At 47.9% G+C, this 22,856-nt stretch carries 13 protein-coding genes; 11 read left to right on the forward strand and 2 right to left on the reverse strand.

What is annotated here, in order from left to right; translation table 11 throughout:
• Window positions 1–454: 454 nt before the first annotated feature.
• On the forward strand, window positions 455–4,342 hold the full coding sequence (purL, locus tag KFF03_RS05465) for a phosphoribosylformylglycinamidine synthase (protein WP_255859512.1): 3,888 nt from the start codon (window positions 455–457) through the stop codon (window positions 4,340–4,342).
• An 87-nt stretch (window positions 4,343–4,429) separates the two neighbouring features.
• Here purL and KFF03_RS05470 read toward each other — a convergent pair whose 3' ends face one another.
• Window positions 4,430–5,536 (reverse strand): hypothetical protein, encoded by a 1,107-nt coding sequence (locus KFF03_RS05470; protein WP_255859513.1) that lies wholly within the window; start codon window positions 5,534–5,536, stop codon window positions 4,430–4,432.
• 382 nt (window positions 5,537–5,918) lie between these two features.
• Between KFF03_RS05470 and KFF03_RS05475 the strand changes: the two genes are divergently transcribed.
• From KFF03_RS05475 to KFF03_RS05490, 4 genes are all read left to right on the forward strand, one after another.
• Complete coding sequence (locus KFF03_RS05475) at window positions 5,919–6,179, forward strand: hypothetical protein (RefSeq protein WP_255859514.1); 261 nt, start codon at window positions 5,919–5,921, stop codon at window positions 6,177–6,179.
• An 86-nt stretch (window positions 6,180–6,265) separates the two neighbouring features.
• A complete protein-coding gene (locus KFF03_RS05480) occupies window positions 6,266–6,742 on the forward strand; it encodes an SHOCT domain-containing protein (protein WP_255859515.1) in 477 nt (158 codons plus the stop codon).
• Between the two features lies 1 nt (window position 6,743).
• Complete coding sequence (gene trxA / locus KFF03_RS05485) at window positions 6,744–7,073, forward strand: thioredoxin (RefSeq protein WP_255859516.1); 330 nt, start codon at window positions 6,744–6,746, stop codon at window positions 7,071–7,073.
• 398 nt (window positions 7,074–7,471) lie between these two features.
• A complete protein-coding gene (locus tag KFF03_RS05490; RefSeq protein WP_255859517.1) occupies window positions 7,472–8,563 on the forward strand; it encodes a GGDEF domain-containing protein in 1,092 nt (363 codons plus the stop codon).
• Between the two features lie 101 nt (window positions 8,564–8,664).
• On the opposite strand, the gene KFF03_RS05495 is transcribed toward KFF03_RS05490, so the two are convergent.
• Window positions 8,665–10,401: a Na/Pi cotransporter family protein gene (locus tag KFF03_RS05495; RefSeq protein ID WP_255859518.1), complete on the reverse strand. Its 1,737-nt coding sequence runs from the start codon at window positions 10,399–10,401 to the stop codon at window positions 8,665–8,667.
• Window positions 10,402–10,964: 563 nt separating this feature from the next.
• On the opposite strand from KFF03_RS05495, the gene KFF03_RS05500 reads away from it, so the two are divergent.
• The 6 genes from KFF03_RS05500 to KFF03_RS05525 all read left to right on the forward strand — a co-directional run bounded on the left by KFF03_RS05500 (window position 10,965) and on the right by KFF03_RS05525 (window position 22,843).
• Window positions 10,965–13,307 carry an RND family transporter gene (locus KFF03_RS05500; RefSeq protein WP_255859519.1) on the forward strand — a complete coding sequence of 781 codons (2,343 nt, stop codon included), beginning with the start codon at window positions 10,965–10,967 and terminating at the stop codon, window positions 13,305–13,307.
• Between the two features lie 29 nt (window positions 13,308–13,336).
• Window positions 13,337–14,281: a UbiA family prenyltransferase gene (locus KFF03_RS05505; protein WP_255859520.1), complete on the forward strand. Its 945-nt coding sequence runs from the start codon at window positions 13,337–13,339 to the stop codon at window positions 14,279–14,281.
• The gene (locus KFF03_RS05510; protein WP_255859521.1) at window positions 14,278–17,157 is read left to right on the forward strand and encodes a phosphotransferase; all 2,880 of its coding nucleotides are present in this window, start codon (window positions 14,278–14,280) and stop codon (window positions 17,155–17,157) included. The genes KFF03_RS05505 and KFF03_RS05510 overlap by 4 nt, the downstream gene beginning before the upstream one ends.
• On the forward strand, window positions 17,150–19,912 hold the full coding sequence (locus KFF03_RS05515; protein ID WP_255859523.1) for a phosphoenolpyruvate synthase: 2,763 nt from the start codon (window positions 17,150–17,152) through the stop codon (window positions 19,910–19,912). Before KFF03_RS05510 ends, KFF03_RS05515 begins: the two co-directional genes overlap by 8 nt.
• A 193-nt stretch (window positions 19,913–20,105) precedes the next feature.
• Window positions 20,106–21,251 (forward strand): hypothetical protein, encoded by a 1,146-nt coding sequence (locus KFF03_RS05520; protein ID WP_255859524.1) that lies wholly within the window; start codon window positions 20,106–20,108, stop codon window positions 21,249–21,251.
• Window positions 21,248–22,843, forward strand: coding sequence for an AMP-binding protein (locus KFF03_RS05525; RefSeq protein WP_255859525.1), 1,596 nt, complete (start codon window positions 21,248–21,250; stop codon window positions 22,841–22,843). The genes KFF03_RS05520 and KFF03_RS05525 overlap by 4 nt, the downstream gene beginning before the upstream one ends.
• The last annotated feature ends 13 nt before the right edge of the window (window positions 22,844–22,856 follow it).

Genomic DNA, 22,856 nt, shown 5'->3' on the forward strand with positions numbered 1-22,856 from the left:
TGCGAATTTATGGGTCATTCTATCTCGTTGGTTGCTTAAAAAACAACCGATGAACTGTGTAATATTGCAAAATGGTTGTACGTTCACGTAAGGAGTGTGACGCAAGTCATTGAAATTCATTGGTTTTTGTAAGAATGGGAAAATCATCCTGCTTTTGTTGACTTAAATGGAACAAAAGAACTTCTGATTGCCCCTTTAGTATTAAAAATATGTTTTTAAGGCCGATGTTGCCTATCGCACAAGCGGATATTCTCACCTGGGGGACTACCTGAAAGATTGTCGCCTTGGTCAGCTTTGGTTGTGCTTTGAACGATTCTGATCGGGCTTGTCGCAAAAGGGCGGAAAACCCTCGTTTTTACTGAGGTAAAGCGGGGTTCAGATCTGGTGCCACAAAGACCTCTCCGGTATTATTCGCGCTTCGTTTTTGCCTCACTCTTCGTGGAGTTACCTCGCAATGCTAGAGCTGCGTGGCGCGCCAGCGCTTTCTGAATTCCGTCAGAATAAAGTCCTGTCAAAACTGCAATCGGTTGTACCGGCTGTTACTTCTGTTTATGCCGAATTTGTGCATTTTGCTGATACCAGCGCTGAGCTGGATGGCAATGAATTACAGGTTCTGGCCCGCTTGCTGAAATACGGCCCTAAAGCTGACGTAAAGGAAGGCAGTGGCGAAGAGTTTCTGGTGGTACCACGTTTCGGCACCATTTCGCCGTGGTCTTCTAAAGCATCGGATATCGCCCACAACTGTGGCCTAAATAAAGTACTGCGCTTAGAGCGTGGCATCGTTTATTACGTAGAAGGCGCAAGTGCTGCAGATCGTGAAGCCATCGCAGCTGCTTTGCACGACCGTATGGTTGAAACCGTACTGGCTGATAGCGGCGATGCAGAAAATCTGTTCTCCCACGCAGAACCGGCACCACTGGATACCGTTGATATTCTTGCCGGTGGTCGCGATGCACTGGTCGCCGCGGATAAGAGTCTGGGCTTGGCTCTGGCCGAAGACGAAATCGATTACCTGGTTGATAACTACAAAATTCTCGACCGTAACCCGACCGATGTGGAACTGATGATGTTCGCCCAGGCGAACTCTGAGCACTGTCGTCACAAGATCTTTAACGCCAGCTGGACCATCGATGGCGAAGATCAGGACAAGTCGCTGTTCCAGATGATTAAGAACACTTATGAGTGTTACAACGAGAACATTCTGTCGGCTTATAAAGACAACGCCTCTGTGATCACTGGTCACAAGGCCGGTCGTTTCTTCCCGAACCCTGAAAACAAAGGCTACGCATATCACGAAGAAGATATGCATATCCTGATGAAGGTCGAAACCCACAACCACCCAACCGCGATTGCCCCTCATTCCGGTGCGGCGACCGGTTCTGGTGGTGAGATCCGTGACGAAGGGGCAACCGGTCGTGGTTCCAAGCCAAAAGCGGGCTTAACGGGCTTTACCGTATCCGACTTAAAAATCCCGGGCTTCGAACAGCCATGGGAAAGCCAGTATGGCAAGCCAGATCGCATCGTATCGGCGCTGGATATTATGCTGGAAGGGCCTATCGGAGGTGCGGCTTTTAACAACGAATTTGGTCGTCCGGCGTTGAACGGTTACTTCCGTACCTTCGAGTTGCAACACGACGGCGAAGTGCGTGGTTACCACAAGCCCATTATGATTGCTGGTGGTTATGGCAACATCCGTGACGAACACGTACAAAAAGGTGATATCCCGGTTGGCGCTCGCCTGATTGCTCTGGGTGGCCCGGCGATGCAAATCGGCCTGGGTGGCGGTGCGGCATCTTCTATGTCTTCCGGTCAATCGAATGCCGACTTAGATTTCGCGTCCGTTCAGCGTGAAAACCCGGAAATGGAACGTCGTTGTCAGGAAGTGATCGACCGCTGCTGGCAGTTGGGTGATGAAAACCCAATTGCCTTTATTCACGATGTGGGCGCGGGTGGTTTATCCAACGCCTTCCCTGAGCTGGTTGGCGACGGTGGTCGTGGTGGTAACTTCGAACTGCGTAACGTACCCAACGATGAGCCGGGCATGAGCCCGCTGGCGATCTGGTCGAATGAATCTCAGGAACGCTATGTCATGGCGGTTGCTGAAGAAGATATGGATACGTTCGATGCCATCTGTGAGCGTGAGCGCTGCCCATACGCAGTTGTAGGTTACGCCACCGAAGAAGAACACCTGACCGTTACCGATAGCCACTTCGATAACAAGCCAGTCGACCTGCCATTACAGGTTCTGCTGGGCAAACCACCGCGTATGCACCGTGATGTGAAGTCTCGCGAAGTGAAGGCAGAGAACTTCGAAAGCGCTGGCATCAAGCTGGCCGAAGCGGCAGAGCGTGTTCTGAAATTACCTACTGTTGCCTCCAAGAGCTTCCTGATCACCATTGGTGACCGTTCCATTACCGGTACCGTGGCACGTGATCAGTTTGTTGGCCCTTGGCAGGTGCCGGTGGCTGACGTTGCGGTAACCACGTCTTCTTACGATAACTACGCTGGCGAAGCGATGGCGATGGGTGAGCGTACTCCAGTGGCTCTGCTGGATAGCCCAGCGTCCGGTCGTTTAGCGGTAGCCGAAGCGATTACTAACTTAGCCGCTGCGCCAATTGCTAAGCTGGCTGATGTGAAAATGTCGGCTAACTGGATGTGTGCGGCAGGCCACGACGGTGAAGATCAGAAGTTATACGAAACAGTAAAAGCGGTAGGTATGGAGCTGTGCCCAGAACTGCAGGTAACCATCCCTGTGGGTAAAGACTCCATGTCGATGAAGACTCGTTGGCAAGACGGTGAAGAGGATAAAGCCGTTACCGCGCCAATGTCGCTGATTATCACCGGCTTTGCACCCGTGACCGACGCGCGCAAAGTACTGACGCCTCAACTGCGTGCTGACCAAGGCGAGACCGATTTATTACTGATTGACCTGGGTCGCGGCCAGAACCGTCTGGGTGCTTCCTGTCTGGCACAGGTTTACGGGGAAGTGGGTAGCGTACCGGCTGACCTGGATGATGCTGAAGATCTGAAAGCCTTCTTCGCAGTGATGCAGGGCTTAAACGCTGACAACAAACTGCTGGCTTACCACGACCGTTCCGACGGTGGTTTATTCGCCACTCTGACCGAAATGGCCTTTGCGGGTCACGTCGGTATGGACGTAAAAATGGACCTGCTGGCCGAATCTGAAGACGAATTGGCCGCTGCGCTGTTCGCTGAAGAACTGGGTGGTGTGATTCAGGTTCGTCGTGACGACCTGGAAGAAGTACTGGCTCAGTTTGAAGCCGCTGGTCTGGGTGATTGCACTCAGGTGATTGGTACGCTGAACGAAGACGATCAGATTACCTTCAGCTTCCAGGACGAAGAATTCCTGACGGAATCTCGTGTGAACTGGCAGCGCACTTGGTCGCAAACCAGCTACGAAATGCAGGCACTGCGTGATAACGCAGACTGCGCTCAGCAAGAATTTGACACCCTGCTGGATGCCGAAGATCCTGGCTTAAATGCTGAGCTGAGCTTCGACATTAATGAAGACATCACTTCAGACCTTCCTGCGGCTGGCTCTGAAAATGCACCAAAAGTCGCGATTCTGCGTGAGCAGGGTGTGAACGGCCAGATCGAAATGGCCGCCGCTTTTGATCGTGCTGGCTTCACCACCATCGACGTGCATATGAGCGACGTACTGTCGGGTGCGGTAACGCTGGATCAGTTCCGTGGTTTAGTGGCTTGTGGCGGCTTCTCTTACGGCGACGTATTAGGTGCGGGTGAAGGTTGGGCGAAATCCATCCTGTTTAACGAACAGGCGCGTAGCCAGTTTGCCGCATTCTTCGAGCGTGCTGATACCTTCGCACTGGGCGTGTGTAACGGCTGTCAGATGTTATCGAACCTGCACGAACTGATTCCGGGTGCGGAACACTGGCCACACTTTGTTCGCAACATGAGCGAACAGTTTGAAGCACGTGTTTCTATGGTAGAAATTCAGGAATCTGATTCGGTATTCCTGGCGGGTATGGCTGGTTCTCAAATGCCAATCGCAGTGGCACACGGTGAAGGCCGTGCGGAATTTGCTGACGAAGCGGATATCGACGAGCTGGCGGGCCAGATTGCCCTGCGTTATGTGAATAACTACGGCGAAACCACCGAGCAATACCCGGCGAACCCGAACGGCTCTCCACAAGGTATTACTGGCCTGACCGCGAACGATGGTCGCGTGACTATTATGATGCCACACCCAGAGCGTGTGTTCCGTGCTGTGCAGAACAGCTGGGCACCGGATCACTGGGATGAAGACGGCGCCTGGATGCGGATGTTCCGTAACGCGCGGGTTTGGTGTGAGGAGAACTAAGGCTTTTTATTAAAGTTTTGGTTTAGGCGAAAAAAGAAAACCCGCTGTTTGTCTTGTGTGATGCAAGGTGGGCAGCGGGTTTATTATTTATTGTGCGTCAGCATATTCTTTGAGATATCTCAGCATCTCTTCAAAAGTTAACTCTTTTTTTGTATGGCAGAGCTCAGGTTTACATTTTTGATAATGACCGACATTGTAGAGAATTCTATCTTTGTCATAGTATGCTCTATATATGTCGAAGTGGTTTACTCCTGGGTTGAATATGGGGGAGTTTGATAGGCTATAGTGACTTGTGAATGGTGATGCAAATAGTGTTAGCTTGCTCGATTTTGAAAAATCAAATAGTAACTCAATGAACTCTTTTTCTGACTTGTCTTTATCAAAATAGACTAAGTGTTCTGGTTTGGATTTTTCTATGTTTATTGCTTTTTCATGTCTTGGTGTATAGCAATCGATGACCATCTGTAGATTTTCTTTAATGGCTAATTCGAGAGGTGTATTTCCGTCTAAATCACACATATAGGGGTCTAAATGCATAGCATTGTCTATCAACCATACTGATTCTTTTTCATTGCCAGACTTTATCATTGCTGTTAATAGTGTATCCCCAGACGAATTTCTTTGAGATTTCAATTCTTTTATACCGATATACCAGCTTTTAAAATCGGATGTTTTCACGTAATCAGCAATAATATCGTCAAGTTCAAACTTGGCCTCCCTAAGTTTTCCCTGTGTTGCAAGAGTTTCTAGCACCTTTAGTAAATTGCCTTTATTTTTAGCTTTCTCCAACTTCTCATCAATTAGTGAATTGATCCCTTCTGAGTAGCTAACTTCAGACCCCTTTACATAGCATAGGTAATCATACTCCATTACTTGGTCGTTAAGTGAATATGAAATAAACTTCCTAGCTTTATTATCGATACAGTATTTATATATGCTCTCTAATATTTCGTAAGAAGCGGATATCTCTCCGCTGAGTGCTATTATTATGCTGTTTTTATCTAGTGATAAGTGTTCTATTTGGTAGTAGCTATGAGCTAGTAACTCTAAATTATCAATATGGTGTGTAAAGCTGTTGCTGGAAAATTTTGAGTTTTCTAAGTCGGATTTTAATTGATCGAGTGTTTTGAAAGCTTCCTCTGAGTACTTCTTCCCAGGAAAAGATACTTTTATTTCAGCATTTAGTTCTGACATTATGATCCCTCATGTATAGGGACTTAATTTATTTTTTAATGCCTTCTCTGTCAATTGGGGTCTTATCTGCTTAGTGAGTTGCTATCAGTGAAATTGTCTTGGTATATAGGTCGGTCTGCTAGCAGAAGGCGAGGTAGTGATTCTCTGTAAACCTGGGGTTCGTTCCACTCACCCCAGCCTACGAGTTTTTATAGCCTTTAGGCCGGACAAGCGAAGCGCCTTCTAGCATCGGTACTGCAGATAAGTAAGTGTCTGGCGACGCTGCGGTTATCTAACTTGCATAGTGACCTTTCCACAGCTCGTATTGTTTCTGATGCGCTTGTGATGCAATATCGCATCAATACTACATCACAAGGGCGATAGCCCGGATAACGGTGAAGCCATGGTAACACGAGCAAGTTTATCCCTCTCTGAACCCAACGAACGCTGGATTCAGGACAAAATCGACAGCAAAGAATTCTCCAGCCGCAGCGAAGTGGTTAATGACCTGATCCGCAAGGCACGCGAAGTAGAAGAGGTTCGACAGCGGCTTATTGCAGCAGAGTTATCGGTAGCCGAGCAAGGTTGGGTAGAGAAATCGCAGGACGCGATATTGGCAGACTTCAGGAAGAAGGCGCAGCAGGATGGCAAACAGAACATTTAGCCGGAACACTCTGATCACCCCTTCATACCTTGTATTTCACCTAAACAGCCGATAATTTACCCGCACTTTTTATTCGGAAGCCTCCCATGTTTAAGCCACTGATCTTTGCGTCGTTATTATTGCCTCTGGCCGCTCAGGCGGATATCAAAATTCTTCAACCGGGTGAAGAAGCCAACTGTCAGTTGATCAAGGAGGAGGTTTGTAAAACCACCAGTAAAGATCCGGTAAAAGCCTGCGATGAATGGCATCAGGAAGAGGCAGAAGAACAGGGTGCTGATGCTTTTTTAATGGGGACTATGGAGCAGAGCAGTCATCGCCAGCCATCGTTAACCGGTGCTAAAACCGTTAAAACCACCAGAATCACGGCGACGTATTACCACTGTGGCCTGGCTAAGCAAGCGGTTCAGAAGGTTGTTGATGAAGCGGTGCAGGAGTCTGCAGCACAAGTAGAGACAGATTCCATCGAATCACGCTTATTACGCTTAAACTCGTTAAAAAAGAAAGGTCTGATTACTCAGGAGGAGTATGGTCAGAAGCGCCAGCAGATTCTCGACGAATTGTAAGGTGTTGGACAACGTCACTGCTCTGGATGAAAACAGCTTTGCTGCTTTTATCCGTCAGGCTGAGCTACCAGTCATTGTTGATTTCTGGGCAGATTGGTGTGCTCCCTGTCAGCAGTTGCTGCCATTGTTGGATGAGGCTGCGCTGCAAATGCAGGGAAAAGTTTTGTTTGCCAAGGTAAACACTCAGCAAGCACCTGCTGTGGGTTTTCAGTATGCCATTCGCTCCATTCCTACGTTAATGCTGTTTTACCATGGCCAGGAAATCACCCGCCGGGCGGGTGTGATGACCCCGGCTCAAATCCGTCAGTGGCTGATGGAGTCTATGCCTTAAAACAACCGTTAGTGGCGGTTTCTTGGCGATCTTAGTCAGTACGCTCACTTAACATTACCGTTCTATTACATCTGTTGGTTTGTAAAAAACGGGGTTGTGACCAATACTTTTGCTTGGGCCTGTTAACACTATTTAGATCTTTGCTGCTGGCAGTCAGTTTTTGTCATGAGCAAGGCATGAGGAGTGTCGTTTAACGAGTTAAATAAGCAACGAATAACACAGCTCAGGGGAAAACTGATGCCAGCCCTTTGGGTTATGGCTGAAAATCCCTCACTCTGTGTTGCTCATCATTTATTTAACCCGTTAAACATCATTCTTCGCGCCTTGATTGAAAGATTTTCAGTCATAACAGCGTGATCGAAATAGTGTTAACAGGCCCTAATCCAAAAAAGTAAATAATGGCATTCTCCATGGACCTTTATTCAACACTGATGGAACCCGGTGTGATCGGCGGCGAGCGTATGTTTCGCAAGCTGATGCTGCAGGTCAGTGTTCTTGCATCCTTTATTCATATTGCCTTTGCGGCGTTGTTTTTTGCCAATGACATTCTGTTGCTGGGGATTGTGAATATCTTCAGCGTTGTGCTGTACCTGAGCGTGTTTGTGATGACGCTGCAGCGTCGTTTTATTGTGGTTGGTTGGGCGTTGGTGGTGTTCGAGATTGTTGGCCATGCTGCGCTGGCAGTTTATCTGCTGGGTTGGGACAGTGGTTTTCACTTTTATGCGATGATGATTCCGCCGGTCATGATGGTGAGTCCGTTAAAAGAAAGTATCGCCAAGATGCCGATGGTGATGGGCATGATGATGCTGTATGTCTTGATGGACTATGGTCTGCGTGGTGCTCAGCCGGTGTATCTGCTGAAAGAGTCGCTGTTAAACAGCTTATATTATTTCAACCTGGTGGTTGTGCTGGTTTCTATGGTGTTTCTGTCGGGGCTGTATTATCGCCTGGTGGTGCGTAACGCAGCTCAGTTGCAGCAATTGGCGACAACCGACAGTCTCACAGGTTTACACAATCGTCGATGTGCTCAGGAGCTGGCGGAGCGAGAGATTAAAAACCATCTGCGAAATGGTTTGCCGCTGTCGGTTTTGCTGTGTGATCTGGATCACTTCAAACGTGTGAACGATTTGTTTGGTCATCAAACTGGCGACAGAGTGTTGCGTAACTTTTCTCATGTACTGAGCCAGCAGGTTCGCTCCGGAGATCTGATTGCCCGCTGGGGTGGAGAGGAGTTTCTGGTGCTATTACCCTCTACGCCAGCCGCTGAGGCTCAGCTGGTGGCCGAACGAATTCGTAAGCAGTTGGAACAAGATTCGGTGACTATGGGTGGCAACGAGGTGTACACCACAACCACCATTGGGGTCGCTGAGTTGGTTGTTGACGATACGTTTGAGCAGTTGGTTGCCCGTGCTGATAAGGGGTTGTACCAGGGTAAAGAAACCGGACGTAATTGCATCGTGATGGAACAGCAGCCTGCGTGTGAGAGTTAGCGTCTATGTTGATGAGGCAGTGGCAGGTACATGGTAGAAAGTATGGTAGGAAGTAGAGAGACAAAGGCCTCTGATTAAAAGATTAGAGGCCTTTTTTGTGGCTAGCGATTCCCGGCAATCCGGGTCGCTTTCAGGCGGTTGCCAGCCGCAGATTCGTTAACGTTAAGGATATGGTCACCAATGCGTTCCAGGCGGGTTAAGACATCCATAAAGTTAACACCGGCACGTGGTGTGTAGGCCGCTTTTTCCAGGCGATCGAAGTGCTTATTGCGGAACTCATCACGCAGTTCATCGATGGCATTTTCCAGTGTCAGTGCGTTGTCCAGATTCACCTCAGCAGCGTCCCGGGCAACGTTATCCTGCATATTCACAATGGATTCCTGCACCGCATTCATCATACGCACCAGATCTTCCACCGCTTCTTGTGGCCACTGAGTTTTGGTTTCCTGCATACGCTCACTCAGTTTGGAAATCTGGAAATAGATATCCGCAATACGCTCCAGGTCATGAATCATGGATTGCAGGAAGCGGATGCGCTCGGTTAATTCCTGCTCCAGGTTGCCGTCTTCGGTGACACGTACCAGGTAGTCGGAGATCTCAATTTCCAGCTGGTCGGTGGTGTCTTCCAGTTGCGCAATTTTATTCCACAACTTCTGGTGTTTGGCTTTTGGGTCAAACAGCAGTTTGTTCACCTTTTTGTGCATCTTGGTGACAATTTCAGCGAATTGTTGCACTTCTTTTTGTGCCTGCTCGACCGACAGTGCCGGAGAGTTCATCACGCCGGTACTGATGTAACGCAGGTGGTATTCATCTTCGTCGCCTTCTTCAGCGGGCAGGATACGTTCGATAAACCGCACAATGGCCGGAATAAAGGCAAACAGCAGCACCACATTCAGGATGTTAAAGGAGGTGTGGAATAACGACAGGCCAAGCGTGGCATTTGGGCGAGCTTCCGGGTCAGCACTCATGATGGAAGCCGGGTTGTCAGAGAAGCTCAGAATCACGGCATCAATGGCATGCATCACTGGATAGATAGCAATCAGCATCCAGGCGACACCAATCAAATTGAAGATCAGATGGAAACGGGCGGCTCGTTTGGCATGGACGTTACCCACCATGGCGGCCAGGTTTGCGGTTACGGTTGTGCCGATGTTTTCGCCCAATACCATGGCGGCAGCCAGCGGGAAGGAAATCCAGCCTTCAAACAGCATCACCAGAGTTACCGCGGTGGCGGCCGAAGAGGACTGCATCACCAGGGTTAATGCCGTACCAATAAATACAAACAGCAGCAATGACAGGTAACCATGGCCGGCAAAGCCATCCAGAAACGCCAGCATTTCAGGGTTGCTGCGGATATCCGGTACACCGTTTTTAATAAACTCCAATCCGATAAACAGAATGCCGAAACCCACCATGGTTTCAGCGATATTGCGCCAGCGGCTGTTTTTGGAGAATAAGAAAGCGAAGAAAATACCAATCAACGCCATGGCGATAGGGGTGATTTTCATTTTGAAGCCGAACAGGGCAACAATCCATGCTGTTACTGTTGTGCCAATGTTGGCACCCATGATTACGCCGGTCGACTCGACAAAGGTTAACAAGCCAGCGTTAACAAAACTGACGGCCATCACGGTGGTGGTGGTAGAAGACTGGGTGATGGAAGTGGTGGCAAAACCGGTTAGTACCCCGGTGAAGCGGTTGCGGGTCATGCCGCTGAGAATGCTCTTTAGCCGGTTACCGGCGATCTTTTGCAGACCTTCACTGAAGATCTTCATGCCAAAGATAAAAACACCCAGTGCACCAATCAGCTGCAGCAGGTCAAATAAGGAATAGTTCATGTAACACCGTTAGGGTGAAGGATTGTTACTGTTTTCCGCAGCCAATGTTGGCCCGGAGCTTCTTGCTATTACGCTCTGAATCCGGGATGCTGGTTTCAGGCGAACGCATTATAACGGTTGAGTAATAGAGGGTCTGCCCCTGGTGCGATTTTTTATCAACAATAGCCAAAGATCTTGATCTGAGTTCAGGCTGCTATTCAGGTAACGATATGAGGTGGAATAAGGCTGTTGAATCGTTTGTGCGTGATTGCAATATTTGGTTCCAATATAACAAACGGGTTATTAAGTATTAATGTTAATGTGGTTATGTATATCAAATAGCTGACCATTTGAATGTGTTAATGCGAGCCAATATAAGTATCAATAACGATATTTGAATAAATTGGCCAAAAAAAATGCGTCTTTTTCACATTTTTTATCGATTTCCTATGGCTTCATCGATTCTTACTGAGCTAATATCCACACCATTAAAAATGGCCTCAAAAAATAAAAACAGCCAATAAAGTTGTCGTGATGGCAATAATTAAAAGGAACCGGATTAAGGATTACCGGGTGGTTGTTTTATGTTTATTTTATTCTCACTAAAAAAGCCCTGGGTTACTTTTGTAACGCTAACATTATTGTTAATTGCAGTTGCTTCAGGTGCCGGAAAATTACAATTGACGACGGATTTTCGTACGTATTTCAGTGCGGAAAATCCTCAGTTAAAAGCCTTCGAAGCATTGGAGCAGGACTTTAATAAACAAGACACTCTGGTCTTTTTATTAAATGCAAAAGAGCATGCTGAAATATTCAGTGCCGATGCTCTGTTACAAATCCGAAATCTGACTGAAAAAGCCTGGCAGCTACCTTATGCCAGGCGTGTCGACTCATTGACTAATTATCAACGCATGCAGGCCGAGGGCGATGATATTTATGTTGAAGATCTATTTGGTCCTGATTTTTCAGGTACTTTTGATGAGTTGTTTGATTTTTCTGACCATCACCCGGTAATAAACAAGCGCTTGCTTGGTGATGGTAAGCGACTTACTCAGGTTATTATCAATTTAACCTTGCCAGATAATGATCCGCTCGCAACGGCCGAGCTGGTGAGTGAAGCCCGACGTTTATTAAACGACCTCAACCTATCGTTATTCGATGTGCAGCTATTAGGGACAGCGGTTGTTAATGTTGCCTTGGCGGAAGCGATTGAGCGAGATATGGCAGCATTAATTCCAGGTAGTTATTTATTAATTTTTACGGCGCTGTTTTTATTAACTCGTTCATTGGCAGGTTCGTTATTGTCTTTGACACTGACGTTATTAACGGTGGCGGCAGTTTTTGGAATATTAGGTTGGAGTGGTGCAACACTGACCCCGGTTGTTGGCGCGGTACCGTCGATGATTATGATTATTGTCGTGGCCGATTGTTTGCACATTTTGGTGTCTTATCAGCATGCCTTAAAAGAAGGGCTGGATAAAACGGCGGCATTGGCCAAAGCCCAGGCGCTGAATATTAAGCCAGTGATGATTACTTCGGTGACAACCGCTTTAGGCTTGTTGTGCCTGAATTTCAGTGAGTCTCCACCTTATCGGGATTTAGGCAACCTGGTGGCGATGGCGGCTTTGTTGGCTGGGGTTCTGAGCCTTACCTGGTTTATCGCGTTATTAAGAATATTGCCTCAGCCTAAGGCGGCCGCTGTAGATCATGGCCTGGGCAATCTCCTGTTGAGCTTTTATCGTCGTGTCATTGCACCGGCGAAAAAAACAACTTTTTTGATTGCCGTACTGGTGACGATTGTATTGGGGTTTGGTTTAACAAAATTACAGTTTAACGAGCAGTGGTATCACTATTACGACGACAGTTTTGCGGTGCGCCAGGCACTGGAAACCCAGGAGCAGCAGCTCTATGGCGTCAACTTTATTCAGTATTCGATTGCCGCAGCGGATAGCGATTCCGTCTATAACAGCGATTATATGCAGCAGCTTAAACGTCTGGCGGAATGGTTAGAGCAACAACCCGGTGTGGGTTACGTTGATAGTGTTCATCATCAGTTGCTGGAGATCAGCCAGAAGCTGAATCAAGACCAGCCACAGTTTTACCGGATTCCGGATGACAGCGATGCAATTGCACAATCAATGCTGTTGTACGAAATGTCTCTGCCGTTTGGTATGGGGCTGGAAGAGCGCATCAATATTGATAAAACCGCAACACGTTTGACGGTTAACTTGTACAAACATACCTCGCGTGAGCTGGTGGCTTTTGATGATACAGTTCGTGCCTGGGCCGCGTTGAACACACCCGCATTATCTCTGACTCCGGGTACTGGCCTGGACATGGTGTTTGCCAAAATATCGGATCGCAACAGCATCAGTTTATTTGTTGGAACTCTGATCGCGCTGGTGCTGATTTCGGTTTCCATGATGTGGTTTTTACGCTCATTGCGCCTTGGTGCGCTGAGCCTGATTCCGAATATTCTGCCAGCCTTATTAGCTTATGGTGCCTGGGGGTATCTCTCTGGTCAGGTGGATCTGGGTTTGAGTATTGTGGCCTGTATGAGCCTGGGTCTGGTGGTGGATGACAGTGTGCATTTTCTCACCAAATACCGTTATGCCCGTGAGCAAGGGAAAACACCAGAGCAAGCCGTTGAGTTTGCCTTTGCAACTGTGGGTGTGGCGATGTTGATTACCACCGTGGTGCTGGCGGCAGGTTTTGCCCTGCTGGTGTTATCGCCGTTTTCACCAACCTGGGGCATGGGTGCTCTGATGAGCCTGACCGTGGTACTCGCCTTTATTGCCGACATTATTTTATTGCCGTTGTTGTTATTGCTGTTTGATCGGGAAAAAGTCCCGCTTCAAACACAACTATCATCACAACCACAATCCCAACCAGGCAGTAATCCGGCATTTACCGATTTTAAAAATTAAATATTCTTACCCTTTCTCATGGAGTAGTTATGACTGAAGTCTCTGTTAGCCACACGGATCCCCTGTGGCGTCGAATCGGTGCGTGGATGGACGAACGTTTTCCGGCCGCAAACGCGTTATTGTTTTTTATCCTTTACTTAGCGAGTGCCGTAGTTGCCAGAGAGGGAGCCAGCGATGGCGATGAATCTGGTCTGCAATGGCTGGATATTCTCGCTTGTTTGGTGACCTGGTCGTTATTTTTATTAATTCGGATTTTTGATGAGCATAAAGACTATGCCATTGATGTTATTAACCACCCGCAGCGTGTATTGCAAAGTGGTCGTATAACTTTAACGCATTTGAAAACCTTGGGTGCCGTTGCGATTGTGGTGCAGCTGGTATTTTCCTGGCTGACTGCCGGTGATGTTGGCGCCATGGTCTGGGCGATTATGTTTGCCTATTTATGCCTGATGGGTGTGGAGTTTTTCTGCGGCGAATGGTTAGAAAAACAACTGCTGTTATACGCCTTAACCCACATGGCAATTATGCCATTAATCGTTTGGTGGTTAGCGGTATTAGCTAATCCGGAAGTGCAATTTACTCCGGTACTGATTGCGATGATGAGCCTGGCGTTTGTCAGTGGTTTTTGCTTTGAAATTACCCGCAAAACCCGCGGGCCAGAAGAAGAGCGAGACACAGTCGATTCCTACACCAAAATCCTCGGCGTTAACGGTGCTACCTACCTTGTGTTTGCGCTGGTCAGCGCGATGGTGATTAACCAAATCACATTATTATGGCTGGCGGGTGTGAGCTGGCTGATCATTTATGCCGTATTAGCTGTTCTGGTTTGGGTGTTAGCGATTAAATCGTTAATGAAGTTTCTTAAAAACCCTACGCTGGAAGGTCGTGAAAACAACGAAAAAGCCGTCGCGATTACCATGTTGCTGGGTTACGTTCTGGTTATTGCGGGTTTATTAATCGGAGGTGGTGCATGAACTCTCTGACAAAACCTCAGATCTTTACCAGTGAAGCCCGTTACGCGTTTGGACAGGAACATAATGCAGAAGTTGAGTTGTTATGTAATGAAGACCGGAGCAGTGACGAAAAAAGCGGTGACCAAAAAGGCTGTGAACAATGGCGTGCTGCAGAAGCAGTCGATGTATCCAAAAGCCATCTGTGTGTGTTAACTCAGCCTTGTGAATCTCTGGTCGAAGATGCCGTATGCCGTGACATTGTACTTCGTTTGAACGAACAGACATTTTCGCTTAAAAATTTGCGTGTCAGTAAGGTTTCACTGACTCAGGATGGTCGTCAACAGCGCATTGTTTTCAGTAACGATGATCTGGAAGCTGAAGCAGGTCAGGAGAATGCACGACAACTATGGCAGATCAGTTATGCCTTGCGTTTATTGCCGGTTAAACGTGAAACACAACGCTACGACGAATTTAATTTACCCAAGGTTCCGGCGCGTGGTTTATACACAGAAGAAGCCCGCCAGGAACGTCTGGCTTTTGCTCGTGAAACCACTGGCGCACCACTGGCCGAAGTGGAACATACGCGTTTCGACCCGAAAGCATTGGTCAGTAATATCGAAGCCTTAATTGGTTCGGTGGAAATTCCGGTGGGCATTGCCGGGCCATTGCAGATTCTGGGTGATCACGCCAACGGTTTATTTTATGCACCCATGGCGACATCCGAAGGAGCGCTGGTGGCGTCTGCCACTCGTGGCGCAACCGCAATTTCCCGCTCCGGTGGTGTGCGGGTCAAAGTACTTGGGCAGCGTATGTTGCGAGTACCGGTATTTGTCTTGTCGGATTTATCGTCGGCGTTGTTTTTTGCCGAATGGGTTAAAGACCATCAGCAGGAAATTGCGGCACAAACCCGAAAATATTCGAACTACGCCAATCTAGTAGAAGTGCATGCCGAATTAATGGGGCGCAGTGTGCACGTGCAGTTTGTCTATGAAACCGGCGATGCGGCCGGTCAGAATATGACGACCACTTGTACCTGGCAGGCGTGTCAGTGGATTCTGGCACAGATGAAATCATTCGATGGCATTGAGTTTGAGAATTTTTTAATTGAAGCCAACTTATCCAACGATAAAAAAGTCACCTACAACTCATACCTGCGCGGGCGTGGTGTTCGTGTCTTAGCGGAAACTTTATTAACCGATGAGGTTTGTCAGCGGGTATTAAAAGTCAGCGCGCGTCAGTTATTTACCGCCTATAACCAGTTTGTTGGCGGCAGTATCGCTGCCGGTATGGTGGGTATTAACATCAATATTGCCAATACTATTGGTGCGATGTTTACCGCCACCGGCCAGGACATTGCCTGTGTGCATGAATCGGCTATTGGTCAGTTGCATATGGAACTGACGGAAGACGGCGATGTGTACGCCACTCTGCGTTTACCTTCTCTGGTTGTCGGTACCGTAGGTGGCGGCACCAGTTTGCCGCAACAAAAAGAATGTCTGGAATTAATTGGCTGTGCCGGACCGGGTTGTGCGCACAAATTAGCCGAAGTCATCGCCAGTTTTTGTCTGGCGCTGGATATCTCGACCTTGTCGGCAATTGCCAGCGACCAGTTTGCCCGTGCCCACGAAAAGCTGGGGCGTAACCGCCCGGTGGAGTGGTTAAAGCTGGGTGATTTAAACGAAGACTTTTTCGCTCAGGCATTGTCTGCATCTGGTGAATATCGTGCGCCGGTGAAAGAGTTACAGCCACTGAATTTATCGTCCAAAGGCAGTTCGATTATTACCGAACTGACGGCACATAAAATTAATAAGTTGGTAGGCCATTTCCCGTTCAGAGTGGTTACTGGCGAAGACGGAGAAGCGCAGGGCGAAAGCCATGACATGATGGTTAAAGTAAAGCCGCTGGATGACGAAGTTATTCTGATGCTGAACTCCATGGCCTCCATGTGTGATGCCCGTTTAGCCCACGCCTATAACGAATTTAAAGATCATCTGGGCTTTAAACAATGCCATCGCCGTGAACTGGCGGTGATGAGTCAGCAGGATGAGCGCTTTACTCGTTTTGCGCCAAAAACCTACCGTGCCTGGGAAGACAGCTCACGTGAAGCGTACGTGATTGTGCAGGAATATCTGGACGGTCTGGAATTAATGGACTCCGCTGATGACACCTCTGGCTGGACTATTGACCATTATAATGCCGCCGTCGATGGCATCGCTCAGGTACACAGTATCTGGTATGGCCGTGAGCAGGAATTGCAGGAATTTGATTGGCTGGTGGATGCACCTACGACACCATCAATGACCGAAAAAATGCGCCTGTGGGAAATGTTAGGTGCCCATGCGCAACAGGAGTTTCCTGAATGGTTCAGTGCCGACGATATGGAGCGTTATCGTGATCGTATTTACAGTCTGGAATCCTGGTATCCCAAGCTGGATAGCATGAAAAAAACCCTGACTCATAACGATTTTAATCCGCGTAATATTGCCTTCCGCCGCGATAATAATAACCAGCTGACCTTATGTGCGTATGACTGGGAGCTGGCAACAATGCAGTTGCCACAGCACGATTTAGCAGAATTATTAGCCTTTGCGCTGGCGCCGGATTTTGATCCGCAACAGGTTGAAACCCTGATTGAACGTCATCGCGAACAGCTGCAGGCCGCAACTCATGAATCGATTGATGCCGATGAATGGCGCATGGGTTTCACTCTGAGTTTATGGGATTTAGCCGTGTGTCGTTTGCCTATGTATGTCATGGCTCATACCTTCCGTCATTATCCGTTTATGGAACGGGTTGTGATGACATCACGTCGTTTGCTGGATAACGAACGAATTCGTTTTGAGGCGCTCGGCCTGACGAATAAAGACACAAACAATGTGGAGCAGGCGCATGACTGATTGGTGTATTGATCAGCAGCAGGCCAGCCTGACGGCTCCTGCTGAACTGGGCGGCAAAGCCCACAACCTGGCTTTTCTGAGTCGTTTTGGTTTTAACGTACCACAGTGGTGGGTAGTGCCGGTTGCCGCATTTGAATTACAGCTGCAACTGCGCACAGCCAATGGCGAGTCGTTAAGCGACTGGATTCAACAGCAGTTGCATCATTTTGTTGGAAAAACAGAAACGGAAGTTGATAGCCAGGCATTAACCCGGGCTGCTGAAGATATTCAGCAGCGTTTGGCTGAAGTGGGATTGCACCCGGATATTCTGGCTGCTGTTCGTGCGGCGTTGCCACAACAGGATTTGAACAGTGAATTCTGGGCGGTGCGCTCTTCTGTGGTGGGTGAAGATTCCGCTGGTGCTTCTTTTGCCGGACAAATGGACAGCTACCTGTATCAGAAAGGTGAAACCGCCATCGCGGATTCGGTATTAAAAGTGATGCAAAGTGCTTTTAATGCCCGTGCATTGGCGTACCGGTTACAAAAAGGCCTGAGTGTGGTGAATATTCAGGCAGCGGTGATTATTCAGCGTATGTTGGATGCCGATGTTTCTGGTGTGATGTTTACCGCCAATCCGGTTAACGGTAATCGTCGCCAGGCATTAATTTCTGCCACCTGGGGATGTGGCGAAGGTCTGGTGTCTGGCATTTGTAATGCCGATGAAATCACGGTGGGTTTATACGATAACCAGATCGATGCCCAGACTGCGGATAAAGACATCGCTTTACGCCAGGGCCCTGAGGGTGGCACCGTTGAATTAGCGGTTGAAGAAAACCTGCGTGAGCAGCTGTGTTTATCGGATGCGCATATCCTGGCGTTACGCGATGCCGGTAAAGCCATTGCAGAAAGTTACCAGTCGCCACAGGATATCGAATGGTGTGTGCAGGATAATCAGATTTATATTCTGCAGGCACGTCCGGTGACGTCATTACCGCAAAAAAATTCTGATGAAGATCGTTTGCAGGTTTGGGATAACTCCAATATTCAGGAATCCTATTGTGGTGTCACCACACCACTGACCTTCAGTTTTGCCAACCGTGCTTATAAAACCGTGTACGAACAGACCATGCGTTTGATCGGCGTAAAAGAAGATGTGGTTCAGGCGCATCAGGGCATGTTGGAAAATATGCTGGGCCTGGTACGCGGTCGGGTGTATTACAACATTAATAACTGGTATCGCGGATTATTGTTCCTGCCGTCTTTTAAAACCAATAAAGCGGATATGGAACGTATGATGGGTCTGCAGGACCCGGTTGATCTGATTCAGGATCGTGAATTAACCAGCAAAGAAAAATTAGCGCGTATTCCTCAAGTGATTCGTGCGTTATTTTCGATGTTGGGCCGTTTCCGAAAAATGGATCAGCTGGTGGAAAAGTTCCGCTCGATGTTTGCCGAGCAATACGCTTCGGTGCCACGTGAGCAATTACATACTTACAGTATGGATCAGTTAATTGAACTGAGTCGTTCTCTGGACGAAAACTTATTGCAGCGCTGGACCACGCCCATCGTTAATGACTTTTACGTCATGATGATGAACGGCAAGGTTCACCGTTGGCTGGAAAAAACGGGTATCGAAAATATCGACCTGGTGCAGAACAATTTATTATCTGGTGAAGAAGGTATAGAAAGTACCGAACCGACCAAATATCTGCTGCGCTTATGTGATCAGGCCAGAACCCAACCTTTATTGTTGCGTGCACTGCAGGAAACAGACAACGATCAGTTATTGACGTTATTACAGCAGCAGTTTCCGTCGTTTCACGCTCAGTGTTTGGATTACATCGAGCGTTATGGTGATCGCACCATGGGCGAGCTGAAGCTGGAGTCAAAAACGTTGCGTCAGGATGCATCGTTTATGTTCGCCATCCTGAAAAATTTCCTGACTCGTGATGATTTAACGCTGGAGACACTGGCACAAAACGAAGCCAAATTCCGCGCGGATGCAGAAGAGCAGGTATTCCCGCTGTTAAAACAGAAGTTAGGTGGCCGTGCGTTGGCTAAATTTAACAAAGATTTAGCCAAACTACGCGATGCTATTCGTAATCGTGAAAACATGCGTTTAGCCCGTACCCGTATGTTTGGTTTATATCGTGATATTTATCGCCAATTAGGTGAGCAGTTGGCCTTTTATGGTCAGCTGGATGAGGCGGAAGATATCTTCTATTTAACGGTGGAAGATATTTACGCTTATTCGGATGGTCGCAGTATCAGTGCGGTATTACGCCCTCTGGTGGCAGCACGCAAAGCCGAATTTGCTCAGTATGAAACTGAGGAAGAGCCGGCTCATCACTTCCACACCCGTGGAGTGGTGTATTGCAATAATGATTATGACTACCCGTTCCAGGAAGAAATTCCCGGTTGTGGTGGAGAGTCCGGTAATGAATTGCAGGGCACCGGTTGTTACCCAGGCATTGTCGAAAACAATATTCGCCTGATTTTTTCGCCAGAAGATGAATTAAATCTGGATGGTCAGATTTTATGCACAGTACGAACCGACCCGGGCTGGGCACCGTTATTTCCAACCGCTGGCGGCATCTTGGTGGAGCGTGGCTCAACTCTGAGTCACTCTGCTGTAGTCGCGCGTGAGCTGGGTATTCCGGCGGTTGTGGGCATTCCGGGGTTAACTTCGATTGTGAAAGATCGTGAGTTGGTTCGTATGGATGGCAGCAGCGGTCGGGTTGTTCGATTGGAGGTTGAGGCCGAGGCTGACGCTTAATTTCATCAGAAGTGCATGGCTATTACCCCGGATAATTTTTCAGTCGCACCCATCGTAAGGCGCGTCCCTGCGCCTGCGATGGGCCCGCAATGTCCTATTGCTGCTATTGAAAAACAATCCAGGTTAATAGCTGTAAAAGATATCGAAAAACAATGCAGTTCTGGGCTTAAAAGGTATGCGGCCATGGGAGGGAATGATGCAACTACCAGAATCTTTTTTTCAGACAGCAAAAAATATTTACCAGAACGATCCATACTGGTTAGGTGAAAACCCCGAAGTCATCCAAAAAGCTTTTTCTGATAGCAGTGACTATCAGAAAAACGGCGGGCAGGTTTGGGCAGATGTTATTACGAGTGTTAATGACAATGGCAGCGAAGAGTTGTCACGCCTGGCAGGTTTCTACGACCCGAATATGAAAATTGACGGCGAGTCCGTCGCTTATTTTGGTTTCTGGGAAACCGCAGATAGCACAGACAATAATACACAACTGTTTCAACGCTTTGAGTCTTGGGCAAAAGAACAGGGCGCACAAACCATCTACGGGCCAATCAACTTTAATACCTATGGGTTGAATCGTATTCAGGTGTTTTCAGAAGAAAGTCGGGCAGAAGGCAAAAAAGCTGAAACAGCCCCATTTATCGGTGAACCTTATAACCCTGAATACTATGCCAGCTTATTAGATGGATTAGGGTACAGTATTCGTTACCGATATTTTACCCGGATCAATAATAACCCAGCAGAGTTGGCCGCAATGGTTGCACCTATATTGGAGCGGGGGAAAACGGCATTGGCGGGTGAATTTGAATTTCACCGCTTTACGGGTGATATCTGGCGAGAAAAATTATCAGAGTTGTATCCAATTACCGATAAAATGTTTCGTAATAACTTTGCTTATTCTCCTATTTCGGAAGAGCAGTTTAAGGCGGCCTGTGGCGAACCTTTTGCGAAAAAGTTATGCCCGAATAGCTCTGTGTTGGTGACGGATCGTGATGGTTCTATTGCCGGTTATTTTCTGGTGTTTCCGGATTTTAGCCCGCTGATTCGCCAGGGTATTACCACCGCAGAAGAAGCGAACTTTGAGCAGCATTTTGATGTGTTACCCGAGCCATGTATGGCATTAGCCAAAACCGGTGCAGTACACCCGGATTACCGCAAAGCTGGCTTATTTACTCTGATGTCGATGCAGCTGACCACCTGGGGCGCGCCTTATTATCAACGTATGGCGGCCTCATTGGTACGCGAAGATAACCCATCGTTGAAATACGCCAGCAATGGTGAACAGGAAAGGGGTTACGCCCTGTACTTTAAAAAGCTGAACAAAACAGAAGGTGAGGTATGACAGATAATTTTTGTCGTCACTTTCTGGCTCAGGCAGAAAAACACCCACACCGTCCGGCACTGCGCATTCCACAAATGCAGGGGCTGGAATGTGTCGATGAAGATGTGATGACTTATGGTGAGTTGAATCAACTGGCCGGGGCATTACAGCGCCACTGGTCGGATCATCATTTGCAATCGGGTGATCGGGTAGTGGTGATTGCTAAACCATCTCCGGCGTTATATGCCGTGGTGTTGAGTTTATTAGCGTCGGGTTTGGTGGCGGTATTTATTGATACCGGCATGGGGAAAACCAAAATTCGTCAGGCGTTGCAGGATGCAGATGCCAAAGCCATTGTCAGTATGAAGTCTGTATTGAAATTTCGCTGGTTAATTCCGGAACTACGAAAAATCAGCTGCTGGAGCATTGATGGTGCCGGTTTATTGTTGCGTGCATTACCGATGACGACGCGAGCGGATGATCAACTGAAATTAATGACTCCGGCACAAGGTGACCATGGTTTAATTTCGTTTACCTCTGGCAGTACTGGTCGGCCCAAAGGCGCTGATCGCACTCACAATAGTCTCGATCAGCAGCACTTTGCTATTCGCCATCACTGGCCGGATAAAGACGGCGAGGTGGATAGTCCGTGTTTTCCGGTATTGGTATTACATAACCTCAGTTGTGGCATGAGCACTGTGATGCCAAAAGTGGACTTAGCTACACCGGCGCAGGTTAACGTGCAACCTCTGGTAGCTCATTGGCAAAAACATCAGGTTGAACGTATCAGTGGGGCTCCTGCGTATTTTGCTGCCATTTGTGATTATTTAATGAGTAATAATCAATCTTTGCCACAAATCACCAGCTTAAGTATTGGTGGTGCGCCGGTGTCTCTGGAGCTGGCAACCAAACTGCGTGACGTATTTCCCAATGCCTGGGCACGAATTGCTTATGGTTCAACGGAAGCAGAACCCATCGCGGCACTGGAGTTAGACGAATATTTAACCTTCCCGGATCCGTCCGCGGGTTTATTGGTCGGCTCGGTTGTGGATGAAGCTGAGGTGTTGGTTGCACATGTCGATACAGAAGGGCAGCCAATTGCTTGTGCTCAGGGAGAAGCTGGAGAAATTCTGGTGGCTGGCCCACACGTGCTGCAAGGTTATTACCAAAACCGCGCTGCGGATAACGCTAATAAAATTCCTCGACCCGAAGGGGATGTCTGGCATCGTACCGGTGATGTCGGGTATTTCGATTCGGAACAACGTTTGTGGTTAACCGGTCGTTTGGCGGATGTGATTCACTTAAAGAGTGGTTTAACGCAACCATTTCCGCTTGAGCAACAACTTGATCAATTAGACGGTATTCAGCGTACAGCTGCTGTGCAGTGTGGTGATCAGCTGTGTTTGTTTATTGTCAGCGACGATGTTCTTAATGAAATAGAAGGTTTCATTAAAGAGTTTTTGCCAGCGTCTTGTTGGGTATTAATTCGATTAAAAGAAATGCCGGTGGATGGTCGCCATAACAGCAAAATCGATCGACCAAGGTTGCGTCAGCAAATGGCGGTTGGGAAATTAAAAAATAAATTGGAAGAGAAATTTTTCGATAAACATTAACAGAGAAAATTAA

It is taken from the genome of Bacterioplanoides sp. SCSIO 12839 (assembly GCF_024397975.1).
Classification (GTDB): Bacteria; Pseudomonadota; Gammaproteobacteria; order Pseudomonadales; family Oceanobacteraceae; genus Bacterioplanoides.